Source organism: Mesomycoplasma dispar, from assembly GCF_000941075.1.
Taxonomy (GTDB): domain Bacteria; phylum Bacillota_I; class Bacilli_A; order Mycoplasmatales; family Metamycoplasmataceae; genus Mesomycoplasma; species Mesomycoplasma dispar.
Map to the genome: position 1 here is coordinate 488330 of NZ_CP007229.1, position 25362 is coordinate 513691.

Sequence of the window (25362 nt, forward strand, 5' to 3'; positions counted from 1 at the left end):
GCAAAAATTAGCTTAAATTAGTAGAAAAAAGTTGCCAAAAATATGCTTTTTAAGCGAAAAAATGAATAATTATTGTTTTTCTAATTTTTTCAAAGTTCAGGACTTCAATTGCGAATTTGTACCATAGACAAAATGATCGTTGTTTACTCGGAGTTCCTGAATGATATTGGGGTATTTTTGCTCTTCTAAATATTTGTTGTTAAATAAAATTGGCGCAAAAGGGATGTGAGCATTAGAAATTTTTGGCACCGAATTTAATAAATTAATTGTATAAGGATGAATTGGATTTTCGAAAATTGCAGCAGTTTTACCTTTTTCAACAATTTTTCCCGCATGCATAATTAAAACTTCATCAGCGATATATTCAACAACAGATAAATCATGAGCGATAAAAATTAATGAAAGGTTTTTTTCTTTAACTAATTTTTTCAGCAAATTTATAATTTGTGCCTGAATTGAAATATCAAGCGAGGCAATTGGTTCATCAGCGATAATGACTTTGGGTTCAACGATTAAAGCACGGGCGATTGCGATTCTTTGTCGTTGACCACCAGAAAATTCGTGGGGGTAACGGTAGGCAAATGAACGTAAAAGACCAACGCTCTCGAGAGCTTCATAAATTAATTCGCTCAAAACAAATTTACGAATTGATTTTTTCAGAAGAAAAAACAAAGGTAATTTTTTCATTCCGTAAAAAAGTTGAATGTTTTTATAAACGCGGGCTAGATTATGTTTTTCAATTTCTAATGATTTAATGATAGCAATTTTTTCAAGAAATCGACTTTTTAACAGGTTGCTGATATCATTAAAGTCGGGTTTGTGAACTAATTTCGAAATGAAAAGTCGATGAATTTGATTAATTCTTTGGTCATATAAACTAATTTTTGCTAGTAAATTTTTATACTTTTCGTTTTCAGCAACTATTTTTTCTATTTTTTCTGTTTTTCACTGGTTATATTTTTTGATAAAATGATTTTTATCTTCCTCATAAATTGCCTTTTTTTCGGCTAATTTAGACTCTAACTGCTTCATTTTTTCAAGATTTTGACTATTGGGGGCGGTTCTTTTTTGGTTGTATGATATATTATACCTGAATTCTAAAAATTTTATCTTAAAATTTACTTTTTTTTCAAAAATTTCTTGGTTGTTTTTCGCTGTTTTTTTCAGTTCGTCAATATTCAAATTAGCAAGTTCGTCACGAATCTTTTCTCGGAATTGTTTTGTAGTTGAATAATTTTTTCCACCTTTTTTATCAAAAGTTAAATTTTGGTATTTTTTAATTAAATTTTCTTTGAAATCAGTAATAATTTCAACTAATTTTTCAATTTTTGCTATTTCTAAAAAGGAAAAAAGATTTTTCTGGAATAAAAAGGCATTTCTATGATTGAGAAATTTAGCGATTTCGTGGTTAATTATCGCTTGTTTTTTAAAAAATGAATAATTTTTTAAATCTGTTGTTACAAGCGCTTTATTATTAGCAATTTTGTATTCATAATGAAATTCGGAGATATATGAGACAACTAAATTATTTTGGTTATTAAATTTTACTAGTTCATCTTGGGCTTCTTTTTTTAAATTAAGTCCTTTTTCGTTTAATTTTTTTATAAAAAAGGCTTTCTGTTTTTTAATTTCGGCTTTAAAATCATCAAGATCTTTTTTGGCGCTTCGGTATTCAAATTCGATTTTACTTTGTTCCTTTTTACGGTAAGTTTTTTGAACTTCGTAAAAATAATCATATAATTTAGCGACATTTTCATAAGCTAAATTATATGAACTGGCAAAAAGTTTTTGTTTTCTTTCAAAATAAAGTAAATATTGACTAAAAAATTCCCAAATTTTATTTTCAGAGAGATTATCAGTTGCAAATTGTCTTAGTTCTTCCTCAATTTTATTAATTTGCTCTTCTCAGAAATTGATAAATTCCTGAAAATCTTGACTGCGTTGTTCTAACATTGCCAGTTCAATTTCTAGATATTTTTTTTCAAGTGTGCGCTCAAAATGGAAAATTACATCCCTTCAATCGGCAAAAATATCAGCGATTTTTCCTTTAATAATCCCGTTAATTACGAGTGTTTCTTTTAAAATTGCATAAATATTTTTCTGTTTATTAAGCGAGGAAAACGGGTCTTGAAAAATCATTTGCATATTTTTCCGCAAAAAGAGGTTCTGTTTTTTTGATAGTTTTTTTCCAGAAATAATTTCGTTTAAAAGTTGGACTTGTCCGCCAAAATTTTCATAAAGGCGAACAAGACAGCGACCAATCGAGGTTTTTCCTGAACCTGACTCACCAATAATTCCTAAAACTTGCCCTTTTTTCAGTTGAATGTTAATACCATCGACGGCTTTAACTGTGCCGAATTTATTAGTGAAATATTTTTCTAATTTTTTAGTTTGTAAGGCGATTTCCATTATAACACTTCTTTAAATAAGTTAATTCTTGTTTTTAATTCTTCATTTAGTTCCACTTTTGGCGCTGCAGGATGTAATAATCAAGTCGCGGCGGAATGAGTTTTTGAAATTGGAATTAATGGTGGTTCTTTTTCAAAATCAAGGGCAAGAGCATAATCATTTCGCGGCGCAAAAGGATCCCCAGCCGTTAAATTGCGAAGATCAGGCGGCGTACCGCTAATTGTATAGAGTTCTTCTTGTTTTGAACCCTCAGGAATTGCCGAAATTAGTGCTCAAGTATAAGGGTGGCGCGGATCGGTAAAAATATCTTGTCTTGTACCTTTTTCGACAACGCGTCCAGCATACATTACGTAAATATAGTCACAAAATTTTGCCACGATTGAAATATTATGGGAGATAAAAATGATGGCAATTTTATATTTTTGTCTAATTTCATCCAAAAGTGCTAAAACTGATGATTGCACAGTTGGATCTAATGCCGTTGTTGGTTCATCGGCAATGATAATTGAAGGTTGAGCGGCGATTACCATTGCAATTACTACCCGCTGTTTCATCCCACCAGATAAAGTGTGAGGATAAGAATCGAAACGTTCTTTGGCATATTCAAAACCAAAAGATTCGAGTAATTTGATTAAAAAGTCTTTCTTTTCTTGCTTGTTTTTAAATCGTAAGTCGTTTTTTAGACTATCTAGTAATTGTTTGCCAATTGTTCTTGTCGGATTTAGGGCAACAAGCGGATCTTGAGGAATATAACCAATTTTATGTCCGCGAATTTGCTGTCATTGATAGTCTTTTTTAAAATTTTTTACATCAATTCCGTCAATTAACATTTTATCAGCGCTAGTTTTAGCAAAATTATTAATTCCTAAAAGTGATTTTGAACAAACAGATTTTCCAGATCCAGACTCGCCAACAAAAGCGACAATTTGTCCTGAATAGACACTAAGATCGATGCCGCGAATTACTTCAAGATATTCTTTACGTCCTGTTTTGAAACTAACATGGAGATTTTTGACATCCAAAATCTTCTTTTTTTCCCTATTTTCCATTATTTTCTCCCTCCTACACGCGGATCAAGGGCGTCATGAATTCCATTTGCAATAAATCGACTTGTAACGGCAAGAATTACTAAAATAATTGAAGGTAATAAAAGTGCCATTGGATTTTTATCGGCAAGTGGGACTGATGAATTTATAATTAGTCCTAAATTAGCACTAGAATCAGGACCTTCTTTTAAAAATCCTAAAAATGCAAGCGAAGCAATTGTTGAAATTGAAGAGAAAATACTTGCAACAAAAATTGATAGTAATTTCCCAAAAATATTTGGTAAGATATGAACATAAATCTGTCTTAGTTTTGAAGCTCCAATTACTTTTGCCGCATAGACATATTCTTCGTCTTTGGCCATAATTGTATACAACCTTGCCTGATAAGTCGGCCCGGTTCATCCTGTTAGCGATAAAAGGAGAATTATCGTAATTGTATAAGGTCCTCAAATTGCAATAAAAATGATAAAAATAATAATCCAGGGAATTGAACCAAAAATGTCAATGATCCGAAGGACAATATTATCAATTCAAGTTCCAATATGAAATCCAAGGTAAGTTCCTAAAATAATACCAATTAAAAATTGAATCAAGGCAATTATTATCGAAATTGCCAAGGCATTTAATGTTCCTTGTCAACTTCGAAGTCAAATATCACGACCAAATTGGTCTGTACCAACAAGGGAAATAATTTTTTTCCCACCTTCTAAAACTGACATTATTTCATAAGGATTTATGTTAATCTCTCAACGGTTGGGAAAAAGTTCGCGTGTTTCACCTGAAATTAAACTGATTTTATTATCAGCTTCAATTGACCTGATTTTTTCAAGAATATCACTAGAAACTGTTGTTTTTATAATTCCCAACCCACTTGGAAGTTGCTCATAAACAAGCGAAGGATCAGCCTTGGAAATTGGAGCCGATGCGCTATAAGGGCTTAAAATGATCGTAAAAATTGCAATAATTAGAATCACAAAAAATAAAATCAGTGAAGTCAGTGAAATTGGTGATTTTAGAAATTTTAATATTGCATCTTTTCAAAGTTCAGTAATTTTCCCTGTTGCCTGATAGTGTTTTTGCTGAAAACTGGCCGGTTTTAATAGACTAATTTGCTCTTTGGATAGATTATATTTTTGATTGAAGTCTTTAGGATCTAGCATTTTTTCCCTCCTTTTTTGGATAGTTACGCAGTTTTCAGTTTTTAATTCGTGCTCAGTAACTAATTGGCGAATCTTGACCAAAAGTAATTCGTGGATCCATAAAAACATAGGCTAAATCACCAATAATATCAACAACTAAAGAAAGGGAAGTAAAGAAAATAATTGAAAACATCGAAATATTAACTTCACCATCAAAAGCGGCATTAACTAAAATACTTGAAGATCCAGGAATCCTAAAGAATTGTTCTAGAACAATTGAACCTGAAAGTAGAAAAATATAAGAAAAAATCAAAGAACGAACAAGTGGAATTGCCGCATTTTTAAGGACATATTTGAAAAAAATGTCTAGTTTTGAAAGCCCTTTTGCCTTGGCAATTAGAATATATTCAGAGGATAAAACGGTAACAACTTGATTTCTAATAAGAAAAACATAACCGGCAACTGAAGTAATGCTAAATACAAAAATTGGTGGTAGAAGTGAGGCAAAAGATGTGCTAATTCCGTAAGTTTTTGCATCTTTGAATTCAAAAGGAAGACCAATTTTAATTGCAATTAAAACTACAAATGGCGCTAGTACAAATGAAGGGATTGCCACAAAAAAAGTTGAAAGTCCCGAAATTGTTGCATCTTCGATTCGATCACGACGATAAGCAGCAATTGTTCCTAAAATTATTCCAATTGTTGCACTTATTATAAATGAAGGAAGGGAAACTAAAATTGTATAACGTAAAGGGCCAAAAAATAGATCAGGAATTTTACCATCCTCGCCAGTTTTATAAATCGACCCAAAATTTCCTTTGAAAATATCAGCTGTATAATATGCAAGTCGAACAAGTGAAGGTTTGTCAAAATTATATTTAGCACGTAATTCAGCGATCTTTTTTGCTTGGTCGACACCCTTTCCACCTGATTCGATTATATCGCTAAAAGGATCGGGCGAAAAATTAGCCAATAAAATAAAGACAATTATATAAATTGCCAAAAAAGTAATCAATGCCAGTCCAAGCCGTTTGAAAAAATATTTTATGACCATTAATTATCTCCTATTTCATTAGCTTTTTTTGCTTTTTCCATTAAAGGTTTGATAAAAATCATATCAGGTGGAACATAATCGCCATAAGTATCGCTAGCTCTAGGTGCAATAATATTTGGATTTTGAAGAAAGACATAAGGGGTAGAAGAAGAAACTTGTAAAAGATCGTTTAGACCTGGAGATAAAAGGGAACTCAACTCAGAACTTAATTGAATTAAATCTTGGTCATTATTTTCTTCTTGATAACTAAGATTGAAAATTGCCGATTCAGCATAAAAATCAAAAACTATTTCTTCACTTTTTCCTTGATTTTTCTCATTTAGAACATCAACAAAACTTTTCCATTTTTTAATTTTTTTACCTGGATTTTTCGGATCTTGAGTTTCGATAACACTACCAATGAAAAAATTAACTAAATCAGGGGACATATGTTGGTCATCAGCCCCAAAATCAGGCGAATTTGTAGCATCTTTTCATTCTTCAAATTTACGGATATATCCTTTTTGAGCATATTTATCAAAATGTTTTTTAGCTGCAACTGCATATTTATAAATTTGTGGATAAGATTTTGCAATCTCAGAATTTTCACCTTTTGCATAAATTGCTGAAAGTAAGGCGTATCCAATGCCGTTTTTTTGAATTCTACCATCTAAAACTGAACCGATACCGTTATAATCATAACCTCAGCCACCATAATCAAGTCCACCAGTTTTGGTAAGTAAGTAATTGGTTCTTTTTGTAAGATCGGTAATTGGTCAGATTAGTTTAATTTCAAGACGGGGATCCAAACTTTCAATAGCCTTAGCGGCTTCTTCAATTGCGGCAATATTTCTTTGAGGAGTATTAGTATAAAAACTATGACTAGTTCAGGAAACTTTTTCATTAGCCGATAATTTATTATCAGCATAAAATTTATCAAGCAATTTTTTCATTCTTGCTTTTAAAACTTCAAAATTTGAAGTTTGAAATTGCTTCTGGGCATTATTTACGTTGGCAAAATTTTGCTGTTTTTCAGTTTCAGGATCTTTTTGGTAGTAAACCTTACCTTCAGAATCAACTAGTTTGATAGTATTTGCTTCTTTATAATAATCACGAGCAGTTTTAGATGTTGGACTTGAATTTATTTTATTATCAGGGGCAATAAAATTATACCAAGCAAGTGCCTGACTAGAAATCGTCTGTGCAGTTGTGTATAAATTAAAAGCATTTGCAATTATCTGACGGAATTCAAGACTAGGACCTGAAACGAGATTTTCAATAACTTTTGCTTTCCCACTTGCAAGTTCAGATAAAGAAACGCCATAATTCAGTTTAGCAAAATTATTATTAAAACCATAATAATTTTCATCAAAATTCACTCCAGTTTCAGGCCGAAATTCCTGTTTTAATGACCCAGGAACTAAAAGTGAATAATACCATTTATGTAAAGAATTTTTTGTCTCAGCTCTTTGAAGTGTTCAACCATATTTTTTCTGATCGGCGGCAACAAGATTTTTCTGTGATTCATTAAGCGAATCAAATCCAACGGTCATTAATGTTCCCTCACGATAAGAGTTAAACTTTGAACTTTCAAAAGCTGAGGGCGAACTGTATTTTGAATAATTAAAGTTAATTTTTTTGAAAGTATAAGGTAAAATTTTTTGCCAATCTGTTCGCGGATAATGCTTGTTTATTTTTCAACTTTGTAAATGTTGATCCCAAACTGTAATTGTATAAGGTGAATTAAATAGCATATCTTTTTTAAAATCTTCACCATACCAATAAGCGCCAAATTTAAGGGCATCACCTGTTTCACCAAAACGCCCTTGGAGGATTCCATCTTTTTCAGTTGCAGTTTCTTTATTTCTTTTATTAATAAAATCTGAAGGAATTGGCCGCAACATTCCAGCAAGGACAATTTTATCAAAGAAACCGCTAAGAAATACTTTATCTTTTGTAGTGCCTTTTTCAAAACTAAGGGCTTTCTTACCTTTGTAATCTGAAAAACTACCTTGATATTCTTGAATATATTTATCTTCTTTATCAAAATTAGCTGTATCAAGTCCGAATAAATCTAAAAGGTAAAAATTGGAAATTGTGTTGGTAAAATAACTGGATTTTGGATCAAAGTTTGGAATTTTTTCTTGAGCCATTTTATCAATTTCAAGACTCCCGCCAAAACGGGCGCGATAAGCAGGTTCTGAAAGTCGAGATGCACGAAATCCGTAGAAATAATCTTCTGGTTTTACATAAAAACCACTTGGATTTCCAAGATAGTCAACTCAGGGAATATTATCTTTTAGAAAAAACTGCATTTTTTTTGCAGATTCAAGTGTTTTCTTGAAAAAATCAGAATTTATTGATTTTTTATTATTAGATCCAAGTTGAATTACTAAAGATTTTGCTTTCTGCCCTTTTTCTAGATAGCCAATTTCGTGATCGTCACTATCAAATAGATGTTCTGTTCCGTCTTGATCGACTAGCAAAATTGCCTTTAGATTTACAAAAGCATTATAAGAATAACTAGGCGAGCTAATTTCATAGTTAAAAGATTTATCTTTTTTTGTTTTAGATTCCTCGCTAATACCACTTTTTTCAATCTCTAAATTATTTTCATAGACAGTTTGGACAAGAAAAGAATTAACATGGTAGTCATCCTGGCGGCTTGGTCAAGCAAAAGTGTTAAAACCAACTTTGAAAGCCCCCGGCGAAGAAGTTGCAACGTTGAAATTAGCATTTAGCTCCTGCCGCTCTCAAGCGGGTTGAACAACACAGGATAATAAAGTAAATGGAGTAAAAGTGCTTGGGATTGAAAAGGTTAAAATTTTTTTTAGTTTTTTCATCATTTTTCTCCTCTTTTAAAAATTTTGCTTTTGTATTTTCTTAAAAAAATAAAAACTACTATCAATTAATTTTTGATAGTAGTTTTTATTTTTTGACCTCTAACTAACTTTTTGATCTAATCAAAGGAAAAACTACTATCTAAATAAGTAAAAATATTGACATTATTCTTCTTAATAATGTCAATATTCCCCATATATTTAGTAGTGATTTTCGTTTGCATTTTTTTCCCTGTCTGGAATTATACCATTTTTTGAAAAAAAGTAAAATTTTTTAGGTTACTTATTTAATTCAAAACTGACAAAAAAAGTATTATAATTATGACGTGAAAGGATTAATTAGCACACGTGGTAAAAATAAAACACCACGTAAGTCAAAAAAAACAACACACAAAAGGAAACGCGCTTGCAAACCGCCCGGTTGAATACTTTTGTGCTATTTTACAAAGAAAATACTTGAATGTTGAAGGTAAAATTTTTGAAAACCTTGAAGATGCTCATTAAAAAATCAACTCATTTGTTAAATGATATAATAAAACTAGAATGCAAAGTTCTCTTCCATATTTGAACCCAAATTCTCATTTTGAACAATTCGCTGCTCAAAAAATTTTCATAATTTTGGAGAATAAAAAATGATAAAAATTTGTTTTAAAAATATTTAAAAATAATAATGTCTCTCATTTTCCTAACTAATTGACAATAATGAAGATAGTCTTTTTTAATTATACCACAAAAAGTAGTGAAACTGAATTGTAAAATTTATTATTTAGTAGAAAATTTTATGTAAATTTTTTCAAAAAAGAAAAAAATATATAAATTCAGTTAATTAATTCTAGCTTATTTCAGTATTTTCATTTATTCGCAATTATTAAAATTTAGTTTTTAACTTTTAGAATTAAAATTTTTAATTTTAGATTAATTTTACTTGAAAATGAACAAAATTATCACTGTTTTTAAATAATTTACAAACTAACGGTAACCTAAAAAGATAATAAAAATGCGTTTTTGTATTAAAATATAAGGTTATTTATCTAAAAATTAGTGCCTTGAGAGTAAAAATGATTCAAATTCGTAATGTTACTAAAAAAATTGGTACCAAATTAATTCTAGATAATATTAGTGTTGATATTCCCTCAAATAAATTAACTTTTATTTCGGGTCAGTCTGGAGTTGGGAAAACAACACTTTTGCATATTATCGCAAAAATTACCAATGCCGATAGTGGACAAATTTCCTTTTTTGATGCAAACCAAAAGCAAATAAAAAAACCAAATGTTGATATTGTTTTCCAGGATTTTAACCTAATCGATAATATTTCCGCAGTTGATAATGTTCGCATTGGAACTAATATTTTAGGCCATAGTTTTAAACAGGAAGAATTCAGTAAAAATGCAAATTTTCTGAATTTAGAAAAAAGCATTTTTAAAACAAAAATGGAAGATTTATCAGGTGGTGAAAAACAACGGATTTCAATTTTGCGTTCACTTAATCGTGGATCTGAATTTATTTTATTTGACGAACCAACAGCATCACTTGATAAGGAAAATGAGTTAATTATTTTTGAAAAAATCAAGCAAATGTCAAAAAATCACACAATTGTGGTGATTAGTCATAATATCGAGATGGTCAAAAAATATGCTGACCAAATTATTTTTCTCCAAAAAGGTCAGCAGCCAATTGTTCAAAAATTTAACGAAGATTTACCAGAAAAAATTCAAGATTTAGAAAATTTACCAACATCAAAGTCAAAAAAAGTTTCAAAAATTTTTCAATTTAAAAATAAATTGCGAATTTCACCAATTTTTGTAATCGCTGATATTAGTAAAAAAATTACATTAACAATTTTAATTGTAATCGCCTTTTTAGCGGCAATTTTTTCGATTAGCTTTGCATTTGAACTAAATTTAGGAACAGAAAAAGTTAGTCGGCAGCAAAAATATACTTTATCACTTGATAAAAATTTAATTGAAAAAAAATCAAAAGCAGCTTTTAATCAAGATGAAATTAGTCAAATTGGCAGTTTTGAATCAGTTAATACAATTGTGCCGATGCGTTCAACCGCAAATATGAATTTTTATTATGAAAATCGTAAGGTTAGTCTAGATTCAGTAGATCAAATCGAGATTAACGATTTTTTCAAAAATCGAATCGAGAATGATATTGTTAATTTTGAAGGTCGATTTATCGAGAACGCAAACGAAATTATTCTTTCAAATTCAACGGCAGAAAAATTAAAAATTGAAAACCCAATTGGACAAACAATTTATTTAACGCACGGAACAGTGAAAGAAATTCAAGATGTTAAGAATAAAATTCCTCTAAAAATCGTTGGGATTAACCACGGAATTAAAAGTTCAGTTAGTAAAATAAATAACAGTTTTAATTTAATTACTTTTCCTTCGTTTATTGCCACAGAAACAATTCTAAACTTGGAAAATTTAGTAATTAAAAATGAAAACTTGGCAAAAAAGTACGAAAATCAACAACTTTTTAAAGAAATTAACTCTTATATCCCTAATGAAAACCAGCAAACTTCGGCACTAATTCCTTTTACGATTAAACTTAAAAGCGCAAAAGCACAACCAGAAAATTTAAAATTAATTACTGGAAACATCGCAAAAAAAGTTGATCAAATTTTGATTTCAACTACAGCCGTGGATTTAAATGCAAAATATAAGTTAAAAGTTGGTGATATAATTCAGACAGTCTCGCCTTTAGATCAAAAGTTTAATCTTGTTGTTGTTGGTATTTTTGAATCGCCAATTTCAGAATTATATTATCACCGCGATGCAAAAGAGTTTTATAATCGTTATCAACCAGCACAACTAGCGACATATTTGACAACTACGGATGAAAATAACGAACTTGACTCAGAAGCAAAAATTGCTAAATTTGATCTAAAAATAACTCCACCTTCGAATTTAATTCGTGTAATAACGAGTCAATCATTAGAAATAATTGCAATTATTAATAAAGTTACATTTGCCGTTTTTATCATTTTCGTAATTATTCTAATTGCTTTTATTCTTGTTTATGCAAAAACAATTTCTGAGTCAAAACAAAAGATGATCGGAATTTTAAAAGCCCTTGGCGGATCAACTTTATTAACACTTTTTTATCATACGCTCAATATTATTTTAATATCAATTGTTGTTCTAGCACTTAGTTTTGTGATTATTTTTCCCGCAATGGAATCAATACATGTTCTTATTGTTGGTAGCGAATTACCCGCGGCTTCACAGTATCATTTATCGCTAATTTTGTTGTTTTCATGAACAGGATTATCGACAGTTTTTATCTTAATTTACGTGCTAATGTCGTTAATTACTTACAAAAAAACAACACAGCAGTTGTTAAGATAGGACGATTAGTTTTTAAAATTTTGCAATTTAAAATTGGAAATATTGCTTTATTTTAGGTAATATTTCCAATTTTTTCTTTTGCTAATCAAGTTATGCTATTTTTTTGTTATTTAGTTATAACTTTAAGGATGAAAATTTTTCTATTTTAGTAACGCTTTATTTTGTTATTTTACATTAAATAACAAAATTCATCTAGTTTTTAAAAAAAATTACAACAAAAATTACGCTTGTACAACACTAATTTAATGGGTTTTTGGTCATAGAAACATCGAAAACCGTCTCATACGGGCTAAAATTCAAACGGGTTTACACGAAATAGAACATAAAATTGCTATTGACATTTGCTAAAAATCAAAAAAGATGCCTGAATTTATAGCATCTTTTAGAATTGGTGTTTAAAATTCAAATTAAACAGAGAAAGTTTATTTTACAAAGCAAAAAAAGATGCTGTAATTTACAGCATCTTTTTTGATGTAGATAAGAGTTAAAAAATTAGAAAATTAACTGTTTTCCTTGAACATTTCAGATGCAACTGCCATTGTTTTAGCAACATCTGTAAGATTTGGCGGTAAAATTATTTTTGTTGCTTGTCCGTTTGCTAATTTTCCAAGTTGTTCAAGTGATTTGTAAGTAAGAATTTGTGGATTTAAATTTGCCTCATTTAAAAGGTTTATCGCTTGTCTTTGACCTTCGGCTTCCAAAATTTCACTTTCTTTTATCGCCTCAGCGTTTAAAATTTGTGCCTGTTTTTTTGCCTCAGCTTTTAAAATTTCTGATGCTTTCTCACCTTCAGCCTTTAAAACAAGTGCGAGTTTTTGACCTTCAGCTTCAAGAATATTTGCTCTTTTTTCACGTTCAGCCCGCATTTGTTTTTCCATTGCGCTTTGAATATCACGCGGCGGGATAATATTTTTTATCTCAACCCGATGAACTTTAAGCCCTCAAGGATCAGAAGCTTCGTCCAAAATATAGGTTAGTTTTGAATTAATTGTATCTCGCGAAGTTAGAGTTTCATCTAATTCCAACTCCCCTAGAAGATTTCTGAGAGTTGTTGCAGCTAAATTTTCAATTGCTCGCATTGGATTTTCAGCACCAAAAACAAACTTTTCTGGGTCGGTTATTTGTAAATAAACAACAGTATCAACTTTAATTCCTGCATTATCTTTTGTGATTATATCTTGTTCGGGAAAATCAAGAACTTTCTCTTTATAATTTTCACGTTTGATAATTCTATCAATAAAAGGAATAATAAAATTAAGACCGTTATTAAGTGTTTTTTTGTATTTTCCAATTCTTGTTACAACAGCAAATTCGGATTGCTGAATAATTTTAATCGACAAAATTAAACTAAAAACAATGAAAATTATTATAATTCCAAGAATAATAAACAAAATTACTTGTGTTGATTGTGACATATTTTAACCTTCCAATTTTCATCTATTTATATTTTTTGATATACAAAACATTTCCTTTAACTTCAATTACCTGAATTTTTGTATCTTTTATGATTAAACCTTCGCCTGGAATCGAAAAAGCACGGTAAATCTTACCTTCAACATTAACTTGACCTAAACGATTTTCACCAACACCATATTCATTTGTTTCAAAATGTACAAAACCTAATTTTTGTCTAAGTAACTCTTGCAAATTTCCAGTATTTTTGTTTAATTTTTCCAATTTTTTCTTCAATATTCTATAAATTGTCAAGTATAAAATTAGGACTAAAATTGGGAAAATTAAAAACTCAATTAGAATAATTCAATAACTATTGTTAGTAAAAATTGTAATTAACAAAGAAGGAATTGCCGCAACACTTGCAAGTCCTGATCAAATTCCAGTTGTGAATAATTCGACTAGAACAAAAGTTGAAATTACTAAAATTCAAATTATTAGAATAATAACTTGACTAATATCATCTAAATTCACAATTTTTCTACCTTCTAATGCAAAATTATAAAAAAATACATTATAAATTATAGCACAAAACTACTATTAGTTAAACTTGCTTGTCATTTTCTAGATTAATTCAGATCTGGTCTTGATAACCATAATGTTCAATTATTTTAAGAATTTTTTCATTATTTTGTTGTAAGTTAAAGTTTGCATCAAAACCTAAAAAAGTTAATTTTTCCGAAATTATTCGATCAGCCAAAACATTACCAAGTTCGGGGAAAAAAGGAGTTGTATAATTATTAATTAAGTCAAATTCAATAATTAATATTTCAATATTTTTTAATTTATCAGTTAAATTTACTTTATTTTCATAGACAAAACGGCAAATATCTGAAAGGTTAAAAAAGCCGACTTTTTTTGAATTTTTTGCAAAAATAATCGCAAAAGACTTTAAAATCGCATAACGCAGAAAACTATCGCCACCTTCGAAATAAATTAATTTATTTTCTTTTGTTAATTTTTTAAACGAATCCTTATAAAGATCTAGCGGCAAAACTATTTTAGACTTTGGTTTGTCTTCAAGGAAAAAGTGGACAAAATCTTCAACATTTGCAAGACTTATTTCGGGTAAAAGGAAAAAATCGGTTCATTTTTCTTTTTTATTTTCATTTTCATCATAGAGAAAAACGATTTTACTAGCAAGTTTGTTAGTAAAAAAATTACGAATAATTTCATATTTATAATTAGGCTTAGTTGAATATTGAAGCGAAAGTCAAAAAAGGTCAATATTTTCTCTAAATTCTTTTTCAGTAATTGCATATTTTTTAATTCATTTTGAAAAAATTGGATTTTTTAATGCAGTTTTGTAACTAAAGTCAAGATATTTTTCCTTTTGATTGCCAACTTTTATTGGTTCACTTTTAGTTATAACGGATCCTAAAATATTACTTTTATCGCTAGATATTCACCCTTTTTTATCTAGGTCGTTTTTTTCTTTATTGAAATCATCTAATAAATCCGCGTTGGAATTCGTTTTTTTTTCTAATTTTGACAATGAACTAGGATTAACTAGATTTTTATTTTTTCTTTGATTAATATTTTTTTTTGTTTTAATTTTGCTTGTGTTCATAGGTTTGTTTTTCTTTAATTATTTTAATTTAACGTTCTAAAGTCAACCTTCACCTGAGTTTAATTCGTTAAAAATTCAATTATTATCAACTGAATTTTTTCGCTGTTTTGAATCTAATGATTTTGAAATTGGTTTTATTTTTATTTGGATATTGTTTTTTAGAGTATTTTTAACCTTTGAATTAAGTTGCTTTTCGCTATTTTTTATTTTTAATTTAAAAATTTCATTAAGTTCAAGATCGACATCAGAACCTTTAATAATTTCATCTTTCCATAAGTCATCAAGAATTTTCTTCATATAATTAAAAACGATGTCATTATTGACTTTGTAGGAATACTCAATTACGCTATTAATTGCATAATTTGAAAAATTTTTTTCATTCTGATAGGCATATAGCAAATTACGAGTGCGCGGTCTAATTAATTTTTTTGTTAGATATAAATGATAATCTTCAAAATTTAATTCCTCTTTTGCGGTTTTATTATCAAAATTTTCAGGAAAGTTAATAATATTGGTGGTATTTTCCTTGTTTAGTCCAAAAATTTCGTAAAATTTTTTAGAAAGATTATAAAAATTTGTTGTATCAATTTGACTGTTTTTGCTAATTTTTAACTTTTTTTTAAACCGCAGCATTAGATTTGAGTAAGTTTCTAAACTGATTTCATCGGAAATCAGCGACTTTAAATAAGGGTTTTTATCAATTTGACTTGAATTTAAAGGGGTTTTTAGATTAATAAAGTATTTTTTTTCACTAGAATCATAGAGTGTTTCAATTAAATTCAGAGATTCTAAAATTTCACGATTTTTGTGAAATTCTTCAATACCAATTTTAAAAACATTTTCTAAAAACGTATAATTTACCGTCTCACCAAGATTTTTAATGGTTAAAAAATAATGAAAAAGACTGAAACATTTATGCTTGACGATCGGAAGGTAAAAATATAATAAATTGTTTAAATCATTTTGACTAAAATTAGAACTGGATGTTACAAAATAAAGCTGCATAGTATTTAGAAATTTTATTATTATTTAAAAATTTTGTGAAAAAATTTTGTGAAAAAATGTCGTTTTTTCCATTTCCGATGGGAGATTTTGACATCATAAAATTTAATTTTATTTGAATTTAACGCTTGATTTTTATGTGAAACACTATTTTTGACTTTTTTATTTTCAATGTTTAAAAGTTGTTGCTTTTTAGAAGTTTTAATTCAAACTACTTTTGAGAAAAATTGCAAAAAATTGGCATTTTCCGTCCATAAATTAGGTATTTCTACAAAATGGTAATGATTTTTACTTAAATGTTCTTCCAAAAATGGATATACCGTTTTTTCGATTAGATTGCGGTTTCCTTCATTTTCTAACATAAAATCGCGAATCTTATTTTTGTCAAGGTAATTTTCATTAACAAAATCAGCTCTAATTTCTTTAATCGCTTCAAAACATTTGCCGTTAGTTGAATAACAATTAGCAAAAAAATCGTCGGTATATAAAACAGAATAACCTGATTTTTCAATGTTTTTCAAAAAAGTTGTCTTACCACTGGCATAATAACCCACAACTGCAACCGATTTTGGACGAAAAATTAGATTTTCCAAAGATTTAGCAACACCACCAAGTTTACGTCTATAGCCAACAAAGTGTGCAATTTTTTTAATTTTTTTCTTTGCTGATTTCATTATAATTAATGTTTTTACAAAGTTTTTTGTAGAAATGTCATTTTCTGAATCGCCAATGTGAAATGTGTGATTTAAAGACACATTTGTAAATTTAGCAATAAAATCTACAGCTTTACCTTTCGAAGCTTGAATGTCGGTAATTTCAATTGCATAACCTTGATTTATTGTTGAAATTTCAATATATTGCGAAAACATTTTTTTTAGAATATATTTTATTTTCTTAATTTTAAAAACACAAGGTGATAAAATTAAAATTTTTCTAACTTTTTCAGGAACAAAAATTTCGTTAATTGATTTAAATTGAAAATTTTTTGAAAATTTAGCTAAAAATTTAACAAGAAAATTTTTTGAATAAAAAATTTTTGAATTAAAAGAAATTATAAATTTGAACTTTTTAACTAAAAATACAATTTGATTAACAATTTCGGCATCAATCGTCGCTTCGAAAAGCAATTTAAAATTTTCATTAAAAATTTGTGCACCGTTTTGGCAAACATAAAATTTTGCCGAAATTTTTTGTCCAATGATTGCGACTTCGGAGGTGAACTTTCGACCTGTTGAAATCACAACCATACAATTTTTAGCTAATTTGTTTAGTGATTGGCGATTTTTTTCGGATATTTTCGCATTCCTGCCCCGACCAATATCCAAAAGGGTACCATCAAGGTCAAAAAAACCAATTTTATATAGCATAATTAACTCAAATTTTAATATTTTAACAATAAATTATATAAAATTATCTAAAAAAGTGGTAAAATTACTATTTAATTTTAACAATTACTTTTTTTGTTGCCAAAAATTAACTTTAAATCACCTAACATTATAATATAATTTATGGTTCAAACCAAATTAAGGATTTTATCTTTATGAAAAAGCAGAATATATTTCAAAAAATTGCCAATCTAAATTCCGATATAAAGGGTAATAAATCAGCAAAAGAAACTGTAAAAAAGAAAAAAGTTTGAATCTCGCTTATTGCAACAGTCGGTTTTTTGACCGTAATTGGATTAGGGGTTGGGATACCGTTATATTATTCGAATGTCAATAAAAATTTTTTAAATAAAAGGGATCCAAAAACTGAAATAGTTGATCTTAAATCACCAAAGAAAAGTAAAAATCTTAAAGTCGAAGATTTATTAAGCGTTTTTCGTTCAACCCACTCAAAGCAACGTGATAATTTACAGGAAGCCCAAAAATATTTAATTGAATTTCTTTATAATCAAGAATATCAAGCATCAAAAGTATTTCAAGCAGCCTGAGAAAATTCAAATTCTGATAAAACTGTCGGCAATTCACGACGTTTTACTTTGCAATCATTTGATGAAATCCGTGAGTCACAAAAAAAATATTTACAAGATGAACGAAGTCGTTATCAAAGAACTTTTGGTTTTAACAATTGAGAATCAGAATTTAACAAATACTTAAATTCTGATTCTCGTTTCAACAATGCCGTTAATTTTGAACAAGCAGTGAACGCGCTTACAATTCAAAATGCCCGTGATATTGCTTTTGCACGATTTAAACTTGGTTTTAATAAAAATTTTACTAAAAGCGATATCGAAGATCGTGTTTTAAAAGATGATATCAAAGATGAAAAAGGGAAAGTTGTCTATAAAAAAGGTGATAAATTATTTCAGGGATTAATTGAAATTGGCAAAAATGGTTTTAGTCCAAACATTAGTAGAACGGGGCAAAATCAAAATCTAAAAGAGCAAAAAATCGTTGCTTTCCTTAGTAATTCGTATATTAAGGAATATATGAATCCTGAAAAAATAATTAACGAAATTTATTTTGATGCAAAAGCGCCTTTGAAAGGAAATTTCAATTTTTTTGAAATTTCGCAAATTAGTGTTAACGCAAAACCAAATAACAAAGATGCAAAAGCGCCTTGAGAACTTACAAAACAAACACTTGAAGAACTTTTAACTTATAAAATTCTTAAAACAAGTTCAAATTCAATTTCTGCAGTTAAAGTTAGCAACAATCTTGAACTAATTGAGCAATTTAAAGGCGGAAATTCTAACGATGTTGAGCAAAATAACCAGGATAAAATCTTGCTATCAACAGTCAATTATGAAAAAAACAAGCAAAACGCCACTGTTTTTGGTAAGTTGCCAATTGCATCATTAAACCAAATTTTAAGTAGTAACGAAGCAGGTTATATTTTTCCTTTTTTGGGCAACATCACAAATTATCAAACAAATTCAAAGCTTTTTAGTAAAGTTTTATTTGAAAAATTAAAACTTTTAGTTTTTAAAAACAATCCAAGTTTATTAGTTGAGCCAAGCTCGCTAAATTCAAAACCAATTAGCGAAATTAAATCGTTAAACGAAAGGTTAAAAACATTTATTCAAGGTTTATCTGATAATCAATTAAAAGATGCAGGGAAAGCATTTTTAGAAACTTTTGGCGCAAGCGAAAATGATACCAGAGTAAAATTAGTCTATAAAATACGTGATGATTTAAATGTTGCCCTTGATTCTAAAGGAATAAAAGTTCTTGCGATTAATAAAATTTCTAACCTTGGACAGTTTAACGAAATTGTTAAAAAACAGTTACAATTAAGTGCTAATAATCAAGTTGATTCTAAACAAAATTCAACAATAAATCTTAATCAACTTTTTGCTGATATCTCCAATAATGATTTCATTCAAGCTTTGTTAATTGGGGATCCTGACTACCAAAATCAGTTGTTAGCATTGAAAAAAACTAACTCGCAACAAGAAAAAAACGAATTTTTAACTTCAATTGTTCAGTCATCAACTAATTATTTAAATTTTTATATTCTTGATCAAGTTTTAAAAATTAACCGTAAATTACAAGATTATATTTCGAATGCTACTTTAAATGATTTAAACGCTGATTTTTGGTATAATAATCAAAAAGAGCGTTGAGAGTTAAGGGCGAATTCAGGGAAAGAGCTTCGTCAAGCAATAATTGATAATCTTGAAAGTTTGTTTAATTTTAACCGTTAATTGAAAGGAAAATTTGTGAAAAACCTATTAAAAAAGAAGAAATTTTGATATAAATCGTTATTTTTTTTATCTCTAAATTTTTCTTTCTTTAGTTTTGTTTCTTGTGTTGTTAATGTTGATACATCAGAGCGAGCCGAGGAAGATCGAAAATTAAGTTCAAATGATGTAAAAAATTACGTTGAAAACGCTTTTGTGGAAAATATTTTACAGGAAAACGCATTCAAATCTAGTGACTCGAATTTAACAGTTCAATTTCAAAATACTAACTCCGAATTTTTTAAGGAGGCAAAAAACGCCTTCGATTTTTACCAAAAATACCAAATTAGTCTTGATCCGACTTTTACTTTAAAGTTAATTTCCGAATTGCAAAACAAAAACGTCCTTTCAACTAACGATTTTGCCACCCTTTCTGCCCAAAGTGGTTATAATAAACTTTTCAACGATCAAGGTTTTATCATTTTATACCAAAATTTCGCGACTGGAATTGCGCAAATTGTTAATAAAATGTTGTTAGTAAAATTCTATCTTATCCAACTTGATCAACCTAATTTAATTAAAGACTCACAAATTTACAAAGATGGAATTTCAAGTCGTTCTTCGTTTAACACTAGACAAATTTTTCAAAATATTGACCCAAATTCACCAGATTTTTTCTTAATTCACTTAATGTTGACAAAAAATCCAGTACAAGTTTGACAATTTGAATCAAATGATCAAAGTAGTATTAGCACTTTTAGTCAGTTAAAAGTCAAAGATACAAACTCATTTAACAACCTTTTGCGAAGCGAAAATATTAGTTCAAAACTAACAAGAAAAGAGCAAGACTTTGAAAGACTAGCAAAAAATGACAAACTGGATACGGCAAATTTACTCGGATATTCGGGAATTTTATACCGTCATAACGCTAATTTAGGCGATCTTAGTTTCCAATTTAACGACTTACGTAATCACGGCGAGGTTAAATCGGGGTTTTTTGATCCGCAAACTAATTTGATTTGATCCGCTGAACAAATTAAAAATTTTCAATTAATTAACAAAGCGAAAATTTTTCCCGTTGAACTAAAAGCAAGTTTTGACCGTAAAAAAACAAAAGATAAAGCAGAAATTTCTGACTTTGAAATTAAAAATGATGGCAGCGTTGCTGGTGCGACATATAAAATTAAAAGCGTAATTCCGACAAGAGACAACGATGCTAATAAATTTGCCGTTAGTGTAATTGTCGAAATTAGTCTGAATTCGGCGAAATATTTTTACAATGTCGATGTTAGTTGGGACGAAAAAAAGGCATATTATAATCCTGAAATCAAACCAGGCGGGGAAGATCTGCCAAAAATTAGCGACGGAATTCCGACTACCTTAGCTGATTTATCAAAAATTTCAATTAAATATGTTAATAAATTAGCGCCACTATATGATAAAATTATTCAAGATTCAAATTCTAAACAGGCTTACTTTTCACTCGATAATACCCCTTGAAATACTAACGAACAAAAAACAAAACTTGCATATTCGTTATATTTAGCCGATGAAACTGGAATTTATCGTGATGCGAAAAACTTTTTTGAATCAATTGGTTATAAAGTTGAATCAAAAGATAAAATTGTTAAAGTTCAATAATAAAATAATAAATTAACTGAAATTAAAAGGAATTATTATGGAAAATACAACTTTATTTTTAGATATAATTTCAAAAAAGTTACCTTCGACAACTATTTACGAAGATGAAAAAGTAATTGCTTTTCTTGATAAATTCCCAGTTTCCCCTGGACATTTTTTAGTCGTACCAAAAAATTATTCACGAAATTTATTCTCAATTAGCGAGCAAGACTTTCTTTATTTAGTAAAAAAAGCACGTGAACTTGCAATTGAACAAGTTAAAAAATTAAACGCTTCAAGTTTTAAGTTATTAATAAATAACGAAAAAGATGCGCAACAGACAATTTTTCACACTCACGTCCACATTATTCCGTTTTATAAGAAAGATTAAAAAATGGATCAAAAAAGTTAAAAATTTTTTCAAAAATTTGCTATAATTACAAACCCAATAAATTTTTTATTTTATTGGGTTTTTTCTTCTTCATCTTCGTCTTTTAAATAAGTTTTATAAATTTGGCTAACTAAATTATAATTTTTTGATTTAAGGGCAATTCCGGATGTTAAATGCGAAGTTAGTCCGAATTGGTCATAAAAAAGTGATTGAACATTACCATTGACAGTTAAAATTGAGCGATTTAGGAAGGCGAGCGAACCATCGGCGTTAAAAATTCCACTTCCTGATGCTCCTGGACCATTTGCGGCAAAAAAATTTGCCGAAATTAAACGTGAATTTTCAGAGTCACGACGGAAATTGACCCCTTTGAAAACGTTTTTTGAGGTTAAATTGTTAGCCCAAAACATTCCGATTTTCGTTGTATAATCAAAATCGCCATCTTCTCAATTTCGTTCAGAAATTTTAAGTGGTTTAAATTTTGAAATTTTTTGCCAATATTTTTTAAATTCATTAAAACTTACTATAAAATTATCAAATTTTCCATTAGCTAGCGAATAAATTGAATTTATAAAATTTTGACCTTTATCTTTGAAATATTTGACCAAATTTTCGACATCCGCAATAAATTTAGCATAGTTAAAATAGAAAACCGCAACATCAAAACCATAATTTTCAAAATCAGCCAATTCAAAATACTGATCAGCATATAAATTTTCCATAAAACTATCCAATTCAGCAACTTTTCAATTTTTATACTTATGCGGTAAAACTGGATAACCTTTATCTTGCAATCATTTGGTCTCTCACATCCTAAACAAAACGCGATTATCAAGCTCTTTAATCTTAAAGTCGTCATAATATTGCAAAAATTTAATAAGTTTTGCGTTTAGCAAATCATCGCCGACTTTTTTGTTCATTAATTTTCAAAATGCAATTCTTGCATTTTGTGGATAAATTACGTGTTTATTAGTTAAAAAAGCGGCTTTTTCCGAATTAGCGTTTAAAAAAACAGCTGAACCCGATGCAAAGCGGAGATTTCTTGTAAAAATATCAGCAAACCTTTTCTCTTGAAGCGAGTCAGATTTAAATCCAAACCAACGTAAATTATAGTAATTTCCGATTGCATTGGGATTAAAATAGGAATAATAATTTGCTTTTGCACTAATGTTATCAACTAAATTAGGATTCATCTTACTTAATAAATAAATATTTAAATCATCATTCTTTTGCCCTAAAAAAGTACTTTCATTCTCTTTTTTAACAACTTTTTCCCAATTTTTAAGGTAGTATTGCTGAAAATTTGAACTTATAAGCCGTCCAACTTTAAAATCACTTCGGTTAATATCAGATAATGAGTTAATATTGAAATTTCTTATAGAATTTTGATTTACTTTGAAAAAATCAAAACTTAAGTCTTCTTCAAGTGGTTTATTCACTAATTTGGGAAAAAGCTCATTATTTTGCTTTGTTTTTGCATCTTTTTTATCCTGACTATTTTCATCAGTTTTGCTATTTTGATCAGTTTTTTGTTTTTTGTTTAATTCAGTTTCTTGGTTCCGTTCGTCTAAATTTTTCTTATTTTCATCAGTTTTTTGCTGATTTATATTAGTTTTTTGCTGATTTTTCTCTATTTTAACCTTTACCGGATTCTGGTATTCTTTTTGCGTAAGGCAACTTGAAACAAAAAAAGGCGCTAGACAACCTAAAATAAAAAGATGTTTTGCTGATTTTTTCATATCGCACCCTTTTTTAGCTTTTAAATAAACTTCTTAAAATTTATTCACTTTTTTAAATTATATATTATAATTTTTTATTTGTGAAATATTAAAGAATCATAGCAGGAATGGAGTAGATATGTCGCTTAAAAGTTCCCGAAAACTCGGCTTCTTTGCTGCCTTATCAATGTTAGTTGGTTCGGTTGTTGGAATTGGGATTTTCTTTAAAAATAATAGCGTTGCAAATGCGACTGGGCATAATGGTTATGCTTGACTTTTTGCTTGAATTATCGGCGGAATAATTTCACTTTTTTCAGCAATTAGTTTTTCCGAAATTAGCTTTTTAAAACAAACAAAACTAAATGGACTAGCAAATTGAGCATACCAGACTGCTGGAAAAAAAGCTGGTTATGGCGTTTTGTTTAATTATGGCTTCTATTATTTAGGAATGTTAACTTTGATTTTAGGGATTTATGTCTCTGAAATTACAATTTGGTTCATTGAAACTGTATCAGGTTCAGCAATTTCTTTGCCTTTTTATGTACATTTAATAATTGGCACTGTTTTTGTTGCTTTTTTTACCGCCCTTAATTATTTATCGGTAAAAGTATCAGGGTATATCGCCCTTGTTACAACAATTTTAAAATTTATTCCACTAATTTTTGCAGTTTTTACTGGAATTTTATTCCCGAAAACTTATAATGCTGGCGGTTCTAATGCTTTTATCCAAACTTCAGAAAATGCTTTTGATTTCTCAAAATTAGTTCTTGCACTTCCGGCAGTTTTGTTCGCCTATGATTCGTTTTTATCTGTTGGTTCAATTCATAACAAAGTCGAAAAAGCAAATAAAAGAGTGCCGCTGATTATTACAGTGGGGATGATAATAATTGTGATTGTCTATACTTTGATTGGTTTGTCATCAGCTTTGCATAATAAAGGTACAATTACCAGTCTAATTCAAGATGTTTTTCCAAAAAGTGCGGCAAATTCGATTAGTATTTTTGTTGCTTTTTTCTTGTTAATTTCGACTTACGGGGTAACAAATTCAATTAATGCATCTTTTGTTAACCAAATTACTGATTTAGTTAAATTAAATGCAATTGTTGGCGCTTTTAGTTTGCGGAAAAAATTTAGTGCTGAAAAAGTAACTATTTTGTATCTTTTTATAACTCTACTTTTTTGGGCGCTAATTATTTACATTCCATCAGTTGCTATTCCGCTCCCAAAAGAAAAAGGAGATGGAAGTGGTTTTGGTTCAGATGTTATCGCCGATGCAATGTCTAATTTTCCTTCGCTAATCTTTTTTGGCGTTTATACGACGATTATTGTTGCCTATTCGCGGAAAAAACATCAACTTGTCGATCCATCAAAACAAATTAATAAATATTTATTCTGAATTTCGGCAGTTATTTCTTCTTTATTAACCCTAATTGCAATTGTTGCCTTTATTTATTCACAAATTTATGCAGTTGCTACGAAAATAAACCAAAATTCAGGTGCTGGTACTTTTCAAACTAATGGTTTAATTCTCACTAATTTTGGAAATTTTTTCATTTTTCTTTTCAATTTATTTATTTTTACAACTTTTCCTTTTATAAATCATTTTTTAATAAAAGCCGTTGATAAAATTGATGTACTTAAAAATTTTGATGAAAAAGAAATTGAAATTCCCCAAAACGAAACTGACCTGGATTCATCCGAAAATCCAAAAGAAACTTTTTGGCAAAATGTCTAAAATTCTTAAAAATAGTTTCGCAAAAAAGATTTAAAACATAGTAAAAATTAGCAAAATAGAGTTTTTCAACTTTTAAATTTAATAAAAATAAAATAAAATGGATGTAGAAAACTAATACGAAAGTATTAATTCCTATATCCGTTTTGCTTTTTAAAAACTAGTTTTGATTTTTCCTTATTTTTCAACAGTCAAAAATTTTTAGTGCTAAAAAAGTAATAACTACCGGCGATCCTCTCCAAATTGCGCCAATTTTTACTCTGAATAAAAAATCCAAGATAAAATTTCAGATTATTTTCAATTGGGACACTCAAGGAAAATAGGGCAACAACAAGAACAACAATGTGATAAATTATTGCTCAAATTTCGGAGAAAACTGGTTAGAAAAAAGGCCAACTATTTTTAGTTAATGATAAAATGTTA

At 28.8% G+C, this 25362-nt stretch carries 17 protein-coding genes; 6 read left to right on the forward strand and 11 right to left on the reverse strand.

All coding sequences use genetic code 4. The annotated features are described in order from the left end of the window. Positions 1 to 69: 69 nt before the first annotated feature. The 5 genes from MDIS_RS01870 to MDIS_RS01890 are packed head-to-tail and all read right to left on the reverse strand — an operon-like array spanning position 70 to position 8470. Entirely contained in the window at positions 70 to 2409 is a 2340-nt protein-coding gene (locus MDIS_RS01870; RefSeq protein ID WP_044635398.1) for an ATP-binding cassette domain-containing protein, read from the reverse strand. Next, positions 2409 to 3458: an ABC transporter ATP-binding protein gene (locus tag MDIS_RS01875; protein ID WP_044635399.1), complete on the reverse strand. Its 1050-nt coding sequence runs from the start codon at positions 3456 to 3458 to the stop codon at positions 2409 to 2411. The genes MDIS_RS01870 and MDIS_RS01875 overlap by 1 nt, the downstream gene beginning before the upstream one ends. After that, positions 3458 to 4615 (reverse strand): ABC transporter permease, encoded by a 1158-nt coding sequence (locus MDIS_RS01880; RefSeq protein ID WP_044635400.1) that lies wholly within the window; start codon positions 4613 to 4615, stop codon positions 3458 to 3460. Before MDIS_RS01880 ends, MDIS_RS01875 begins: the two co-directional genes overlap by 1 nt. Further along, positions 4602 to 5648 carry an ABC transporter permease gene (locus MDIS_RS01885; protein ID WP_044635401.1) on the reverse strand — a complete coding sequence of 349 codons (1047 nt, stop codon included), beginning with the start codon at positions 5646 to 5648 and terminating at the stop codon, positions 4602 to 4604. Before MDIS_RS01885 ends, MDIS_RS01880 begins: the two co-directional genes overlap by 14 nt. Continuing rightward, positions 5648 to 8470: an OppA family ABC transporter substrate-binding lipoprotein gene (locus MDIS_RS01890; protein ID WP_052506209.1), complete on the reverse strand. Its 2823-nt coding sequence runs from the start codon at positions 8468 to 8470 to the stop codon at positions 5648 to 5650. The genes MDIS_RS01885 and MDIS_RS01890 overlap by 1 nt, the downstream gene beginning before the upstream one ends. A gap of 345 nt (positions 8471 to 8815) precedes the next feature. Here MDIS_RS01890 and MDIS_RS04260 point away from each other — a divergent pair, with 345 nt between their 5' ends. Further along, a complete protein-coding gene (locus MDIS_RS04260; protein WP_157757339.1) occupies positions 8816 to 8971 on the forward strand; it encodes a hypothetical protein in 156 nt (51 codons plus the stop codon). Between the two features lie 554 nt (positions 8972 to 9525). Beyond that, positions 9526 to 11829, forward strand: coding sequence for an ATP-binding cassette domain-containing protein (locus MDIS_RS01895; RefSeq protein ID WP_044635403.1), 2304 nt, complete (start codon positions 9526 to 9528; stop codon positions 11827 to 11829). 500 nt (positions 11830 to 12329) lie between these two features. Here the strand turns inward: MDIS_RS01895 and MDIS_RS01900 are convergent, their stop codons facing one another. The 5 genes from MDIS_RS01900 to MDIS_RS01920 form a co-directional block, all read right to left on the reverse strand. Continuing rightward, on the reverse strand, positions 12330 to 13244 hold the full coding sequence (locus tag MDIS_RS01900) for an SPFH domain-containing protein (protein WP_044635404.1): 915 nt from the start codon (positions 13242 to 13244) through the stop codon (positions 12330 to 12332). 22 nt (positions 13245 to 13266) lie between these two features. After that, on the reverse strand, positions 13267 to 13755 hold the full coding sequence (locus MDIS_RS01905) for an NfeD family protein (RefSeq protein ID WP_044635405.1): 489 nt from the start codon (positions 13753 to 13755) through the stop codon (positions 13267 to 13269). Between the two features lie 70 nt (positions 13756 to 13825). Further along, complete coding sequence (locus MDIS_RS01910) at positions 13826 to 14851, reverse strand: hypothetical protein (protein ID WP_232034190.1); 1026 nt, start codon at positions 14849 to 14851, stop codon at positions 13826 to 13828. Between the two features lie 36 nt (positions 14852 to 14887). Then, positions 14888 to 15856 (reverse strand): hypothetical protein, encoded by a 969-nt coding sequence (locus MDIS_RS01915; protein WP_044635406.1) that lies wholly within the window; start codon positions 15854 to 15856, stop codon positions 14888 to 14890. Positions 15857 to 15876: 20 nt separating this feature from the next. Then, positions 15877 to 17220 carry an HAD-IIB family hydrolase gene (locus tag MDIS_RS01920; protein WP_044635407.1) on the reverse strand — a complete coding sequence of 448 codons (1344 nt, stop codon included), beginning with the start codon at positions 17218 to 17220 and terminating at the stop codon, positions 15877 to 15879. Between the two features lie 173 nt (positions 17221 to 17393). On the opposite strand from MDIS_RS01920, the gene MDIS_RS01925 reads away from it, so the two are divergent. Genes MDIS_RS01925 through hinT form a run of 3 tightly spaced genes read left to right on the forward strand, consistent with a single transcriptional unit; the run spans position 17394 to position 21489 of the window. Further along, a complete protein-coding gene (locus MDIS_RS01925) occupies positions 17394 to 19502 on the forward strand; it encodes a HinT-interacting membrane complex protein P80 (RefSeq protein WP_044635408.1) in 2109 nt (702 codons plus the stop codon). Further along, complete coding sequence (locus tag MDIS_RS01930; protein ID WP_240532175.1) at positions 19503 to 21119, forward strand: HinT-interacting membrane complex lipoprotein P60; 1617 nt, start codon at positions 19503 to 19505, stop codon at positions 21117 to 21119. Between the two features lie 37 nt (positions 21120 to 21156). Continuing rightward, positions 21157 to 21489, forward strand: coding sequence for a histidine triad protein HinT (gene hinT / locus MDIS_RS01935; RefSeq protein ID WP_044635410.1), 333 nt, complete (start codon positions 21157 to 21159; stop codon positions 21487 to 21489). Positions 21490 to 21560: 71 nt separating this feature from the next. Here the strand turns inward: hinT and MDIS_RS01940 are convergent, their stop codons facing one another. Beyond that, positions 21561 to 23228 (reverse strand): Mhp366/Mhp367 family surface (lipo)protein, encoded by a 1668-nt coding sequence (locus tag MDIS_RS01940; protein WP_044635411.1) that lies wholly within the window; start codon positions 23226 to 23228, stop codon positions 21561 to 21563. Positions 23229 to 23346: 118 nt separating this feature from the next. On the opposite strand from MDIS_RS01940, the gene MDIS_RS01945 reads away from it, so the two are divergent. Next, the gene (locus MDIS_RS01945; RefSeq protein ID WP_044635412.1) at positions 23347 to 24942 is read left to right on the forward strand and encodes an APC family permease; all 1596 of its coding nucleotides are present in this window, start codon (positions 23347 to 23349) and stop codon (positions 24940 to 24942) included. The last annotated feature ends 420 nt before the right edge of the window (positions 24943 to 25362 follow it).